A 13,323-nucleotide genomic window follows, 5' to 3' on the forward strand; every position below is an offset into this window, starting at 1 on the left:
AGGCGGGACGATTGCTAACTGCCCGTTTTTATCCCGCGGCATCTTTTCAAAGCCTGCCCCGAAGTTAAATAACTTAATTTACTCTTTGTAATTTTTTTTAATTATAGTACAGTAGAGCATTTTTATAATACAGTTTAAAGTCTTTTATAGTACAGTTTGGCGCAATATGATCTTATGTTTTATAAGCGGTTTCAAAATGAGGTTATAAATAATTGACGGCTTTGTTTAATTACTGTAAACTATGGTTGTTGATCATATTGTACTAATAAAAAATCTTTTTTTATTAGTACAGTTTAAACGTCATTATCTTTGCTTAAGCGCTATGTGAATTTCTGAATGATTAATTTTAGAATTGCAGAGCATGATAAGACTGTTTTTAATACGGATGGCTAAACGGTATCCTAACCCTGTTAAATCAAAAGAAGAGGTGGTTTAAAAAATGGCTGCAAAGACAAAAACTTCAATTGTTGATAGCAAAAAACAATTTGATGCTATTAATAAGCAGTTTGAAACGTTCCAAATTTTAAATGCTGAAGGAGAAGTCGTAAATAAAGACGCAATGCCTGATCTTTCAGATGATCAGTTAAAGGAATTAATGAGAAGAATGGTGTATATCCGCATTTTAGACCAGCGTTCAATTTCTCTTTCCCGTCAAGGACGTTTAGGTTTCTATGCACCGACAGCGGGCCAGGAAGCTTCTCAAATTGCATCACACTTCGCGCTTGAACAGGACGACTTTATCCTTCCGGGTTATCGTGACGTTCCTCAGCTGATTTGGCACGGTCTACCTTTACACCAGGCATTCCTGTTCTCAAGAGGCCATTTTAAAGGTAATCAGATGCCTGAGGGAGTAAATGCTTTATCACCTCAAATTATTATTGGTGCTCAAATTATCCAAACCGCAGGTGTAGCTTTAGGTCTTAAAAAGCGCGGTAAAAAAGCGGTAGCTATTACTTACACTGGTGACGGCGGAGCTTCTCAAGGTGACTTCTATGAAGGAATGAACTTTGCCGGAGCATTTAAAGCGCCAGCGATCTTCGTTGTTCAGAATAACCGCTATGCGATTTCAACTCCTGTAGAAAAGCAATCATCCGCACAGACAATTGCCCAAAAAGCAGTTGCCGTCGGTATTACAGGTGTTCAAGTAGACGGAATGGATGCACTTGCCGTTTACGCTGCAACCGCAGAAGCACGCCAGCGCGCAATTAACGGTGAAGGTCCGACTCTGATTGAAACTCTTACATTCCGTTACGGACCTCATACAATGTCCGGTGACGATCCGACTAAATATCGTACGAAAGAAATAGAAAATGAATGGGAGCAAAAAGACCCGCTCGTACGTTTCCGCAAGTTCTTGGAAAACAAAGGACTATGGTCTGAAGAAGAAGAGAACAAAGTGATTGAACAGGCCAAAGAAGAAATCAAACAAGCTATCAAAAAGGCTGACGGCGAATCAAAACCGAAAGTAACAGAGCTGATTGAGAATATGTTTGAAGAGCCGACGTTCAACTTGAAAGAACAACTTGAAATTTACAAAGCGAAGGAGTCGAAGTAAGCCATGGCGCAAATGACAATGATTCAAGCGATCACTGATGCGTTACGCACAGAACTGAAAAACAATGAAAACGTTCTGCTTTTCGGGGAAGATGTAGGCGTTGCCGGAGGCGTATTCCGTGCAACTGAAGGCCTTCAAAAAGAATTCGGTGAGGACCGCGTATTTGACACGCCGCTTGCTGAATCCGGTATCGGCGGTCTCGCTCTCGGTTTAGGCCTGCAAGATTACCGTCCTGTTATGGAAATCCAATTCTTCGGATTCGTATATGAAGTAATGGATTCAATCTCAGGACAAATGGCTCGTCTCCGCTACCGTTCCGGCGGACGCTGGACTTCTCCGGTGACAATCCGCTCTCCATTCGGCGGAGGGGTTCATACACCTGAACTTCACGCTGACAGTTTGGAAGGCCTTATCGCTCAGCAGCCGGGTATTAAAGTTGTTATCCCATCCACTCCTTACGATGCAAAAGGACTGTTGATTGCCTCTATCAGAGACAATGATCCGGTTGTTTTCTTAGAGCATATGAAACTTTACCGTTCTTTCCGTCAGGAAGTTCCTGAGGAGGAATACACAATTGAGCTTGGCAAAGCTGATGTGAAACGCGAAGGTACTGACCTTTCTATCATCACATACGGCGCGATGGTTCATGAGTCGCTTAAGGCTGCTGAAGAGCTTGAAAAAGAAGGCGTTTCTGCTGAAGTTATCGACCTTCGCACTGTAAGTCCGCTTGATATTGATACGATTATTGCTTCTGTTGAAAAAACAGGCCGCGCAATTGTCGTGCAAGAAGCTCAAAAACAAGCCGGCATCGCTGCCAACGTTGTAGCTGAAATCAATGACCGCGCGATTCTGAGCCTGGAAGCTCCGGTTCTGCGTGTTGCGGCGCCTGATACAGTATTTCCTTTCTCGCTTGCTGAGAGCGTATGGCTTCCAAACCATAAAGACGTTCTTGAAACTGCGAAAAAAGTTCTTGAATTTTAATCAGGCATCATAAAAGACGGTAAAGAGAGTCCTTTTCTCTTATATGAAGGAGTCTGTTTACTAGGTTCAATGCTTGCGAATGCATAACTAAAATTTGCTTAATCAACTAGGAGGTCGAAAACTGTGGCATTTGAATTTAAACTTCCGGATATCGGGGAAGGTATCCACGAAGGCGAAATCGTAAAATGGTTTGTTAAGCCGAACGACGAGGTAGAAGAAGACGATGTTCTGGCTGAAGTGCAAAATGATAAAGCAGTGGTAGAAATTCCTTCACCTGTTAAAGGAAAAGTATTAGAATTAAAAGTTGAAGAGGGAACAGTTGCAACTGTTGGACAAACGATTATTACGTTTGACGCACCTGGTTACGAAGATCTTCAATTTAAAGGAAGCCATGATTCAGGAGATGCGAAAACTGAAGCTCAAGTTCAGTCGTCTGCTGAAGCAGGGCAGGATATCTCTAAAGAAGAGACTCCTAAAGAGCCTGCAAAAGAAACCGGCGCAGGACAGCAGGACCAAGTGGAAGCTGATCCGAACAAACGCGTGATCGCGATGCCTTCCGTACGCAAATATGCCCGTGAAAAAGGCGTGGATATCCGTAAAGTAACAGGTTCAGGCAATAACGGACGTGTTGTAAAAGAAGATATCGACAGCTTTGCAAATGGAGGAGCGGCTCAAGAAGCGGCACCGCAAGAAACAGCTGCACCTCAGGAAACAGCTAAACCTGCAGCGGCTCAGGCTCCTGAAGGCGAATTCCCTGAAACACGCGAAAAAATGAGCGGTATCCGTAAAGCGATCGCGAAAGCAATGGTGAACTCTAAGCATACTGCACCGCACGTAACTCTTATGGATGAAGTTGACGTAACAAATCTTGTTGCTCACCGCAAACAGTTCAAACAAGTTGCTGCTGATCAAGGCATCAAGCTGACTTATCTGCCTTACGTCGTCAAAGCATTAACATCCGCTTTGAAAAAATTCCCTGTTTTAAACACATCTATTGATGATAAAACAGATGAAGTGATCCAAAAACATTACTTCAACATCGGAATTGCAGCGGATACCGAAAAAGGCCTGCTTGTGCCGGTAGTGAAAAATGCCGACCGTAAAGCCGTTTTCGAAATCTCTGATGAAATCAACAGCCTTGCTACAAAAGCGCGTGAAGGCAAGCTTGCACCTGCGGAAATGAAAGGCGCTTCTTGCACGATCACAAATATCGGTTCTGCCGGAGGCCAATGGTTCACACCGGTTATCAACCATCCAGAGGTTGCGATTCTCGGTATCGGCCGTATTGCTGAAAAAGCAATCGTCCGTGACGGTGAAATTGTAGCTGCTCCTGTCTTAGCTCTTTCTCTCAGCTTTGACCACCGTATGATTGACGGAGCAACTGCACAAAATGCGTTAAACCACATCAAGCGTTTACTGAACGATCCACAACTTATTTTAATGGAGGCGTAATGTTATGGTAGTAGGAGATTTCCCTATTGAAACAGATACTCTTGTGATTGGTGCGGGACCCGGCGGCTATGTAGCTGCCATCCGCGCTGCTCAGCTTGGACAAAAAGTAACAGTCGTTGAAAAAGCAACTCTTGGAGGCGTTTGTCTGAACGTCGGCTGTATTCCTTCAAAAGCGCTCATCAATGCAGGCCATCGTTACGAGAATGCAAAACATTCAGATGACATGGGGATCACTGCTGAGAACGTAACGGTTGACTTTACAAAAGTCCAAGAATGGAAAGCTTCTGTTGTAAATAAGCTTACCGGCGGTGTTGCAGGTCTTTTAAAAGGAAATAAAGTGGATGTTATAAAAGGGGAAGCTTATTTCGTAGACAGCAACTCTGTCCGTGTAATGGATGAGAACTCTGCGCAAACATACACATTTAAAAACGCAATCATTGCTACCGGTTCTCGCCCTATCGAATTGCCAAACTTCAAATATAGCGAACGCGTTCTGAACTCTACAGGCGCACTTGCGCTTAAAGAAATTCCGAAAAAGCTCGTTGTTATCGGCGGCGGATATATCGGTACTGAGCTTGGAACAGCGTATGCGAACTTCGGAACTGAATTGGTTATTTTAGAAGGCGGAGATGAAATTCTTCCTGGCTTCGAAAAACAAATGAGTTCTCTCGTTACCCGCAGACTGAAGAAAAAAGGCAACGTTGAAATCCATACAAGCGCCATGGCTAAAGGCGTTGAGGAAAGACCTGACGGCGTAACAGTTACATTCGAAGTAAAAGGCGAAGAAAAAACGGTTGATGCTGATTACGTATTAATCACTGTCGGACGCCGTCCGAACACTGATGAGCTCGGCCTTGAGCAAGTCGGTATCGAAATGACTGACCGCGGTGTCATTAAAACAGACAAGCAGTGCCGCACAAACGTACCGAACATTTACGCAATCGGTGACATCATTGACGGACCTCCGTTGGCTCACAAAGCGTCTTACGAAGGTAAAATCGCTGCGGAAGCTATTTCAGGAGAGCCGGCTGAAATCGATTACCTCGGTATTCCGGCGGTTGTATTCTCTGAGCCTGAACTGGCTTCTGTCGGTTACACTGAAGCACAGGCGAAAGAAGAAGGCATTGAAGTCGTTGCAGCTAAGTTCCCGTTTGCAGCAAACGGACGTGCGCTGTCTCTTAACGAAACTGACGGCTTCATGAAGCTGATCACTCGTAAAGAAGACGGTCTTGTAATCGGTGCGCAAATTGCCGGCGCAAGCGCTTCTGACATGATTTCTGAATTGAGCCTGGCGATCGAAGGCGGAATGACTGCTGAAGATATCGCAATGACAATTCACGCTCACCCGACATTGGGCGAAATCACTATGGAAGCTGCCGAAGTAGCAATCGGAAGCCCGATCCATATCGTGAAATAATAATGTAACAAAGAAACAGCCCCCGTTTGTAAAAGCGGGGGCTGTTTTTATTGTGCAAGCACATGCTGCATAGGTTTGATGATATCCTCTTTTTTCTTTACGGATCCCTCAATCTTCATGACCACATGCCGATGATTGATCACCATCAGCGCAGGGAACGTGTTGATTTCCTCTTCCCATCCCTTTCTGTTGTCATAAACCTTCATTTGATCGACATGATGGGGATATTTCTTTTCTAAATCAAGAATCGCATCGTAATAAGGCACTTCTTTATCTATATGATTTTCATCGGAAAAAAACAAGATTTGAGTGTGATGAATGCTGTCGATCCGGTTTTTTGTGAATGGACTGACAGTAGAAACCGAACAGCTTGACAGAACGAACAGCATCAAAAAAAAGGGAATCACCGTACGGTAGCGCATCTATCTTACTCCTCTGTTTTATATAATATATTGGTTCATCCATTTATAAGGACTATATCAAGTGTATCACGAGAGGTGAAAAACCTAAGGCTTGTTACTGAATTGTTATATAATTGAAACCGTTTTTAATGAAGAAATAATACGTGTGACAACTTGCGCAGCCGATGTGTAAAAAAGGCACATTGTTTTTCGTGAGAGCGCTGTTTTTTCGTTATACTGGGAGCAAAACCATATCAGGAGGGATTGTCATGTATAAAGCCGCTGCAGCCGTCATATGTATGTGCTTACTCGCCGGCTGCCAATCAAATGAAAAGATGCAAACAAACAAACCCCATTCTCAAGCCGCGGCCAATCATGCCAAACGGGAAAACCACCATACAAAAGAGGAAAAACAGAAAAAACAGAAGGCGGAGCCCCGTTACTATATCAATCCGAAAAGCTTTTCTGTGGAAAAAATGGATGAACAGAAAGAGAAAAAACCGATCGCATTGGTAACGATCGATGACGCGCCTGATCAGCATGCCGCTGAGATTGCGGACAAACTGCACGATCTCAATGCGTCAGCGATCTTTTTTGTAAACGGACATTTTTTGAAAAAAGATGAAAATAAGAAAGCGCTTAAGCATATTCATGAGTTAGGTTTTATGATCGGAAATCATACAATGACTCATCAAAACTTAAAAGATCTTTCCGAACAAAAACAACGGGAAGAAATCATTGGCGTCAATAAAGCGGTTGAAAAGGTAATAGGAGAGAAACCCGCATTTTTCAGGGCGCCTTTCGGAAGCAATACGGACTACAGTGACAGACTTATAAAAAAAGAAGGTATGGTGAAAATGAACTGGACCTTCGGGTATGATTGGGATCAGAAATATCAATCCAAAAAAGCGCTTACCGATATCACACTGAACAGTCCTTATCTGCGGGACGGGGCCAACATATTGATGCATGACCGGAAATGGACGGCGGAAGCCATGCCGGACATTGTAAAAGGATTGCGTCATAAAGGATATACTGTGATTGACCCTCGAGCTATAAAAAGACCGTAAAAAATAAATGTGTTATACAATTTATCAGTTGACATATTAAATGTGACATAATAATATAATAACAACAAGTGAAAATTAAGCGTTTTCAAATTCTGAGAAATGGGGAATGACAGATGGGTACAATTGTTTGCCAAGACTGTAACGAAGCGATTCATTACTTTGAGGATGAGAAGGTCACGACGTTATACGGAACATGCTGCGGACAATGCCAGTGTCATCTTGAAGAAGAGTAAAAAGCGTAAAAAGGCCCGAAACGATTTCGTTTCGGGCTTCTTTATGTTTATTGGATGGCTTTTTGCTCTTTGATGACTCTGATCATTTCAAGCGTTGCATCTTCGGGACCCTGCACAGGAAGGCCGGCGTCCAAGTTTTTAAAAATGTAGCTGATATTTTCTTCAGTAATGATCTCACCCGGAATAAAGATCGGAATTCCCGGCGGGTACACCATGACAAACTCTGCGATGATCCGTCCTGCGGATTCTTTTAACGGAATGACTTCCGTATTTGCGTAAAACGCGTCTCTTGGCGTCATCGCTAGCAGAGGAATTTCAGGAAGCAGAACTTCGGTTTGCTGATGAGCATAGTCATTGTCGGAAGCCTGCTTTGAAATGTCTGTAAGCGCGCTTACAAGACGGTCGGCATCTCCCGCTCTGTCGCCGGGGGTGAAAATACATAAAATATTATACAAATCGGACAGCTCGACTTCGATATTATATGATTCGCGGAGCCATTTTTCAACGTCATGACCCGTCAGTCCGAGGTTTTTGACCGAAATGATTAATTTAGTCGGATCATAACTGAATGCAGCTTTAGACCCTGTGATTTCTTCGCCGACACAGCGGATGCCTTCAATTTGATTGAGGCGTTTCCGTGTCTGATCCGCCAGCAGAATCGTATCTTCAAGAAGGTCGCGGCCTTCTGTAGCGAGGCGTTTTCTTGCGACATCCAGTGAAGCCAGAAGCAGATAGGATGTTGACGTTGTCGTCAGCATGCTTAAAATCGACTGTACTCTTTCTTTGGAAACAAGACCTTCTCTCACATTTAAAATGGAGCTCTGCGTCAGGGAGCCTCCCAATTTGTGCACGCTTGTGGCTGCCATATCAGCGCCCGCCTGCATGGCGGACAGAGGAAGCTTATCATGAAAATGAATATGCACGCCGTGCGCTTCATCGACAAGCACAGGCACATCGAAAGAATGCGCGAGCTTTACAATGCTGCTCAAGTCAGCTGCCACACCGAAGTACGTCGGATTTATGACAAGCAGGCCTTTTGCGTCAGGGTGCTCCGTCAAAGCCCGCTCGGCGGACTCAAGCGTAATGCCGTGAGAAATTCCGAGCTCATCGTCAATTTCCGGGTGAATAAAAATCGGTACCGCTCCGGAAAATACAATGGCCGACATAATGGATTTATGAACGTTTCTAGGGATGATGATTTTATCTCCGGGTCCGCATACGGCCATGACCATCGTCATAATGGCGCCGCTCGTCCCTTGTACGGAAAAGAAGGTATGGTCTGCGCCGAATGCTTCCGCGGCCAGATCCTGGGCTTCTTTAATGATGCCCTTTGGCGCATGTAAATCATCCAGGGGTTCGATATTAATTAAATCTATGCTTAACGCGTTTTCTCCGATAAATTGTCTGAATTCCGGATCCATTCCCGCGCCTTTTTTATGGCCCGGAATGTGGAATTGGACAGGCTGTCTGTCCGCGTGCTTTTTCAGTCCGCTGTACAGGGGTGTTTCATGTTGCGGCAATTGTTTTCCCACCTTTATCATAATACCTACGGATTAGTTTGTATTACATTCAGTTTTATTACCCGTTTTTTAAACGTAAAACAAATGAATTATATTATGAACTTGAAAGAAAGTAAAGAACAATTTATGATCTATGGAAGATGCTTATTTTGAGCATGATTATAAAGGAGTGAAGACATTTGGAATATCAATATCCGATGAATGAGGACTGGACGACAGAGGAGGCCGTGGATGTCATTGCTTTTTTTCAGCAGGTGGAAAACGCCTATGAAAAAGGAGCTGACCGAGACAGACTTCTGAATGCGTACCGCCGCTTTAAAGAAATCGTTCCCGGGAAAGCGGAGGAAAAGAAAATCTGCAGCCAATTTGAAGCTGACAGCACCTATTCCCCGTATCGGACTGTGAAACAGGCGAAACAATCAGATCAAGCGATTATCAAAATGTAGACAAAGCGAGCCGGCAATCGGCCCGCTTTTTATGTTATGAGACTTTCTGAGTCAGTGTGTATAAAAAGGAAAGCTTCCTAAAAGCATCTTCAATGGTTTGCAGGAATTCATTGTTGTTCATGTTGATCACGTCTTCTTTTTGCAGCTGAATGCCGCACAAAAGCTCTGCTTTTTTCACTGTCTGCAGGCGTTCAAATAATGTTTTCAGCTGCTCCTGATCCATGTCGGACTGCTTGTACGCCCCTGGCTTCGTATGATCCGGCGACCATACAAAATGACCGGGAATCTGTTTTGTGATGTCCTCCTGCTTCGCTTCCAGCAATCTGCCGTATTCCTCTTTTATCGGAGATTCATAAATGATGGCAAACCATACAAACATATGAGTGTCCCATAAACCGATCTGAAAGTGAGGGAGTTTCTTATACCCGCGTTTGCTGTTGGCAAAGGCAACCCAGCTGTCAGCCGGCGGGTTGACAGATCTTCTCGCGTGCTTGGCGACATGCGGGAACATTTCATCGCCTGTCAATGCTGACAATGTCGGTGCGAAATGCTCTCCTAACAAGGTCAGCTTCGGACGGACTTGTTCTTTTAACACCTCCATGCGCGGATCTAAACCTTCTATTGTAAATGTATCGAAGTCTTCTTTTGTAAAACGCATCTGAGTCATCTTTTTCCTCCTTATCGTAAGTATTCATATTTTACCACAGCCGCCGCCGGCCGCAAAAACATTGAGAACGTTTGAACCGAGAGGATTGGTGGTAAAAAACGAATAGGTAAACACACAATTTTAAGAATGTTGTTACAGCCGAATATAAGTTTCCATACGATATAAGAAGTATCATTAATAAATTGGAAAAATGGGATGCTTTTTTAACAAATGATCTCTGGAAGGGGCGAAAGACAATGAGGCAAGTGGTGAAGGAAGGATTCAGGGAGGAAAAAAATAACCGTGTAGCTGTCTGGAGACTAGAGGTTGATTATGAATTGGCAACCCTGTATGAGGCCATGCAAAAAGAGAATGAAGATCAAATCGATCTCAGCAAAAGAAAACTGGAACGTCTCAGAAAAGAATGGATTCGGCTTAACGGATAAAGAATAGTAAAAACGAACCGCAGGAAATGGTTCGTTTTTACGTGAGAAGGCATTTTTTTCATTTTCCTTGCTTTTTCATCGCCTTTATCAGTATGCTATAGAATAAGCTATACATAGAAAAGAGGTACACGGTATGACAAATTGGACGGAAATTGATGATATCGCAAAACAATGGGTAAAAGAAGCCGGAACGAGAATCAGACAATCCATGCAGGAAAGCTTGACGATTGAAACAAAATCAAATCCGAATGATTTAGTCACAAATATTGATAAAGAGACGGAGCGCTTTTTCATTGACCGTATACAGGGAACTTTTCCCGGACACCGGATTCTCGGAGAAGAAGGGCAGGGGGATAAACTCCGCTCCCTTGACGGAATCGTCTGGATCATTGATCCGATTGACGGAACGATGAATTTTGTCCATCAAAAGCGGCATTTCGCGATCTCCATCGGCATCTTTGAAGACGGAAAAGGCAAAATCGGCTTAATTTATGATGTGATGCAGGACGAACTGTATCACGCATTCAGCGGAAAAGGGGCTTATCTGAACGACACGCCGCTTGCTCCTTTAAAAGAAGCTTCCATTGAAGAAGCCATTATTGCAATCAATGCCACATGGGTGACGGAAAACAGAAGGATTGACCCGAGTATTTTGGCGCCGCTCGTAAAACGGGTCAGAGGAACGCGTTCCTACGGTTCGGCGGCACTTGAGCTGGCCAGTGTTGCAGCCGGCCGCATTGACGCATACATTACGATGAGGCTCGCGCCGTGGGATTACGCTGCCGGCTGCGTGCTGCTGAACGAAGTCGGGGGCATTTACACGACCACAGACGGCGAACCGTTTACGTTTTTAGACAACCACAGCGTGCTTGCGGGCAATCCGGCAATACATAAAATTATCTTTGACGACTATTTACATGCTGACAGGTAGAGATTTTGAAGAAGAAGATCTCGGGTTTCTGGAGCAGCTGGCGGCTGCACACCCGGTGTGGAAAAACGAAGAGTTCGGAACAAAAAATGCGGCGGAGTTTATGTTTGCATACTCCATGTACAATGGAACGTGGCTCGTATGGGAGATTGACGGCGCTCCTGCCGCCGTCAGTTTTCATTTGGAATGGGCGCCTTCAAACGGAAAACCGTGGCTCGGAACCGTGGCCGTCGCTCCGGAGGCAAAAGAGAAAGGAATCGGACGCGCGGTCATTGAAGAGATTGCGGGCCGGCTGAGAGGGGAGCATAAAGCGATGTTTTCAGCCGTTCCCCTGGACAGGCATGAATGGGTTTTGTTTTTAAGCCAATGCGGCTTTGAACAGCTTAAGCTTGAAAAAGACGATCGGGAAAAGACATATATGATCATGGTGAAGCCATTGTGAAATGTTTCGGATATAAAAAAGAGACCGGATTTCTCCGGTCTCTTTTCTTGTTTACAAGCCTACCGCATTCCAGGCCGCTTCTACGCTTGCAGCGTCTTGAGAGCCGTAAAGGTCCCGCGCTGATTGAATCAAAGCTGCTTTTGCATCTTTAAAGTTTGATGACGGAGTGAGATATACGGTTAGTGCGCGATAGTAAATCTGCTCCGCTTTTTTCACGCCGATTTTTGTAATCGTGTTGTAAGCGGCTTTGTTCGGAATTCCGCTGTTTGTATGCACGCCGCCGTAGTCGCCGGCATCAGTGTTCGGAAGGTTTTGGTAATTTTTGTAATGGTCGGGCTGTCCGTATTTTGTCGGAGTGGATAAACTGCGGAGAGCCGGCTGGCTGACCGTAATATCTTCACCGATATCCCAGTCCTCAGTATCATTGAAGTATCCGAATACATCAGAGAAGGATTCGTTTAAAGCACCCGGCTGATTTTCATAGTTCAGGTTGGCTGTTTCCTGTGTAACACCGTGTGTCATTTCATGGGCCGTTACGTCCATTGAACCGGAAAGAGGCGAGAAGAATGAGCCGTCACCGTCACCGTAAATCATTTGGTCGCCGATCCAGGCCGCGTTATTGTATTTGCTGCCGTAATGAACGGAAGATACGATTTTGCCGCCTTTATTGTCGTAACTGTTGCGTTTAAACGTCTGATAGAAATAATCGTACACTTTGCCGAGATTGTAATGCGCATCAACGGCAGCGCGCTGAGAAGAAGTTGTGAACTGGTTGGTAGTGCTTGATACGAGCGTGCCCGGCAGGTTATACTGTCGGTTTTGCAGATCGTACGTAATAATTTGCGTTCCGGTAGGTTTAGAAAGATCGCGCATTACATATTTGCCGCTTTCAGAAGAAATATTTAATGAGACCGTTTTTCCTTTAAGAGTCGTACCTGTTCCGGTTGCAGCGGCATGCTCCACTTTGTTTTGCTTTTTCAGGACTTTCCCTGTCTCCGCATCAACGGTTACTTCCCAGTTAGCTGGTTCCGGTTCGATGTAGCGGATGGTTACATCATAGGCGAGGCGGTATTTACCGTCTTTTGTGGCCGCTGCTTTCAGCTCGGCTTTGTTTTTGTTTGCAACGTTGCCGTTAGAGACGGCTTCAGGTGATTTGCCGATTGCTTTAAAAGCATGATCCAGCGCCTGATTTGCAGATAATTTTTTGCTGTTTGCCGTTTTGGCAGAAGCATCGTTGTTTAATTCACCGTTAATCGCATAGACATTGTTGGATTTATCGACGTGAATAATGACTTGCGAGTCTTTCACAGGCACACCGTTAACGACAGGCACATAACGGAAGTGCTTGTAGCCGAGATCATCGGTCGTGTGGTCAATCAGCTTCAGTCTCTCAGAAGGGTTGCCTTTGAAGACTTTGCCGTTTTGTTTCAAGTATTGCTTGATTGCTTTGTCACTGACTGAAGGCAACTCAGACTGCACCAAAGAATGCTTCGGCACAAAGTTCGTCAGGTTTTCTTTAAGCTGAGGATTCTCAGCGGCCTGAACACCCGGAAGACTGATAGTTAAACTCATAAAGGAAGCGGCGACAGCAACAGACAATTTCTTACCTAAACCCACAATAAATCCCCCTTTTTGAAAATAATGAAAACTTATATTGTTATAATAAACCAGCATTCTCTCATTCTGCAATATAAAACTAGACTCCGCTGATGAATTGATAGAATCGTCCCGGAAAGGCTTCCGGCGGCCAGCATCGGGGGATAAGCCGAGAGGCACGTGTTGAATC

General features: G+C 44.6%; 14 protein-coding genes. 10 read left to right on the forward strand and 4 right to left on the reverse strand.

What is annotated here, in order from left to right; genetic code table 11:
* The first annotated feature begins 439 nt into the window (after positions 1-439).
* The 4 genes from pdhA to lpdA all read left to right on the forward strand — a co-directional run bounded on the left by pdhA (position 440) and on the right by lpdA (position 5,405).
* Positions 440-1,555, forward strand: a complete 1,116-nt coding sequence (gene pdhA, locus NYE62_RS07430; RefSeq protein ID WP_003154530.1) for a pyruvate dehydrogenase (acetyl-transferring) E1 component subunit alpha — start codon at positions 440-442, stop codon at positions 1,553-1,555.
* 3 nt (positions 1,556-1,558) lie between these two features.
* Complete coding sequence (pdhB, locus tag NYE62_RS07435) at positions 1,559-2,536, forward strand: pyruvate dehydrogenase complex E1 component subunit beta (RefSeq protein ID WP_003154528.1); 978 nt, start codon at positions 1,559-1,561, stop codon at positions 2,534-2,536.
* Positions 2,537-2,659: 123 nt separating this feature from the next.
* Positions 2,660-3,988: a pyruvate dehydrogenase complex dihydrolipoyllysine-residue acetyltransferase gene (pdhC, locus tag NYE62_RS07440; protein ID WP_012117474.1), complete on the forward strand. Its 1,329-nt coding sequence runs from the start codon at positions 2,660-2,662 to the stop codon at positions 3,986-3,988.
* A 4-nt stretch (positions 3,989-3,992) separates the two neighbouring features.
* Complete coding sequence (lpdA, locus tag NYE62_RS07445) at positions 3,993-5,405, forward strand: dihydrolipoyl dehydrogenase (protein WP_007409663.1); 1,413 nt, start codon at positions 3,993-3,995, stop codon at positions 5,403-5,405.
* 47 nt (positions 5,406-5,452) lie between these two features.
* Here lpdA and NYE62_RS07450 read toward each other — a convergent pair whose 3' ends face one another.
* Positions 5,453-5,827, reverse strand: coding sequence for a hypothetical protein (locus tag NYE62_RS07450; protein ID WP_007409664.1), 375 nt, complete (start codon positions 5,825-5,827; stop codon positions 5,453-5,455).
* 248 nt (positions 5,828-6,075) lie between these two features.
* Between NYE62_RS07450 and NYE62_RS07455 the strand changes: the two genes are divergently transcribed.
* Together NYE62_RS07455 and NYE62_RS07460 are read left to right on the forward strand one after the other, a co-directional pair.
* Positions 6,076-6,876, forward strand: a complete 801-nt coding sequence (locus tag NYE62_RS07455; protein ID WP_007409665.1) for a polysaccharide deacetylase family protein — start codon at positions 6,076-6,078, stop codon at positions 6,874-6,876.
* Between the two features lie 113 nt (positions 6,877-6,989).
* A complete protein-coding gene (locus NYE62_RS07460; RefSeq protein WP_003154518.1) occupies positions 6,990-7,109 on the forward strand; it encodes a GapA-binding peptide SR1P in 120 nt (39 codons plus the stop codon).
* Positions 7,110-7,156: 47 nt separating this feature from the next.
* On the opposite strand, the gene NYE62_RS07465 is transcribed toward NYE62_RS07460, so the two are convergent.
* On the reverse strand, positions 7,157-8,629 hold the full coding sequence (locus NYE62_RS07465) for an aminotransferase class I/II-fold pyridoxal phosphate-dependent enzyme (protein ID WP_076424075.1): 1,473 nt from the start codon (positions 8,627-8,629) through the stop codon (positions 7,157-7,159).
* Positions 8,630-8,808: 179 nt separating this feature from the next.
* On the opposite strand from NYE62_RS07465, the gene NYE62_RS07470 reads away from it, so the two are divergent.
* On the forward strand, positions 8,809-9,075 hold the full coding sequence (locus NYE62_RS07470; RefSeq protein ID WP_007409667.1) for a UPF0223 family protein: 267 nt from the start codon (positions 8,809-8,811) through the stop codon (positions 9,073-9,075).
* 34 nt (positions 9,076-9,109) lie between these two features.
* Here the strand turns inward: NYE62_RS07470 and NYE62_RS07475 are convergent, their stop codons facing one another.
* A complete protein-coding gene (locus NYE62_RS07475) occupies positions 9,110-9,742 on the reverse strand; it encodes a DUF1054 domain-containing protein (protein WP_007409668.1) in 633 nt (210 codons plus the stop codon).
* Positions 9,743-9,978: 236 nt separating this feature from the next.
* Here NYE62_RS07475 and NYE62_RS07480 point away from each other — a divergent pair, with 236 nt between their 5' ends.
* The 3 genes from NYE62_RS07480 (at position 9,979) to NYE62_RS07490 (ending at position 11,537) form a co-directional block, all read left to right on the forward strand.
* Positions 9,979-10,167, forward strand: a complete 189-nt coding sequence (locus NYE62_RS07480; protein ID WP_003154513.1) for a hypothetical protein — start codon at positions 9,979-9,981, stop codon at positions 10,165-10,167.
* A 133-nt stretch (positions 10,168-10,300) separates the two neighbouring features.
* A complete protein-coding gene (gene suhB / locus NYE62_RS07485) occupies positions 10,301-11,098 on the forward strand; it encodes an inositol-1-monophosphatase (RefSeq protein ID WP_007409670.1) in 798 nt (265 codons plus the stop codon).
* Positions 11,085-11,537, forward strand: a complete 453-nt coding sequence (locus NYE62_RS07490; protein ID WP_342497341.1) for a GNAT family N-acetyltransferase — start codon at positions 11,085-11,087, stop codon at positions 11,535-11,537. The genes suhB and NYE62_RS07490 overlap by 14 nt, the downstream gene beginning before the upstream one ends.
* 51 nt (positions 11,538-11,588) lie before the next feature.
* Here NYE62_RS07490 and NYE62_RS07495 read toward each other — a convergent pair whose 3' ends face one another.
* Complete coding sequence (locus tag NYE62_RS07495; protein WP_007409672.1) at positions 11,589-13,154, reverse strand: M4 family metallopeptidase; 1,566 nt, start codon at positions 13,152-13,154, stop codon at positions 11,589-11,591.
* Positions 13,155-13,323: the final 169 nt, after the last annotated feature.

Origin of the sequence: Bacillus sp. FSL K6-2861 (assembly GCF_038630725.1) — a bacterium.
Classification (GTDB): Bacteria; Bacillota; Bacilli; order Bacillales; family Bacillaceae; genus Bacillus; species Bacillus velezensis.

Coding starts and splice junctions, on each gene's coding strand:
- pdhA (WP_003154530.1), top strand. CDS start 440: ATGGCTGCAAAGACAAAAACTTCAATTGTTGATAGCAAAAAACAATTT.
- pdhB (WP_003154528.1), top strand. CDS start 1,559: ATGGCGCAAATGACAATGATTCAAGCGATCACTGATGCGTTACGCACA.
- lpdA (WP_007409663.1), top strand. CDS start 3,993: ATGGTAGTAGGAGATTTCCCTATTGAAACAGATACTCTTGTGATTGGT.
- NYE62_RS07450 (WP_007409664.1), bottom strand. CDS start 5,827: ATGCGCTACCGTACGGTGATTCCCTTTTTTTTGATGCTGTTCGTTCTG.
- NYE62_RS07455 (WP_007409665.1), top strand. CDS start 6,076: ATGTATAAAGCCGCTGCAGCCGTCATATGTATGTGCTTACTCGCCGGC.
- NYE62_RS07460 (WP_003154518.1), top strand. CDS start 6,990: ATGGGTACAATTGTTTGCCAAGACTGTAACGAAGCGATTCATTACTTT.
- NYE62_RS07475 (WP_007409668.1), bottom strand. CDS start 9,742: ATGACTCAGATGCGTTTTACAAAAGAAGACTTCGATACATTTACAATA.
- NYE62_RS07480 (WP_003154513.1), top strand. CDS start 9,979: ATGAGGCAAGTGGTGAAGGAAGGATTCAGGGAGGAAAAAAATAACCGT.
- suhB (WP_007409670.1), top strand. CDS start 10,301: ATGACAAATTGGACGGAAATTGATGATATCGCAAAACAATGGGTAAAA.
- NYE62_RS07490 (WP_342497341.1), top strand. CDS start 11,085: ATGCTGACAGGTAGAGATTTTGAAGAAGAAGATCTCGGGTTTCTGGAG.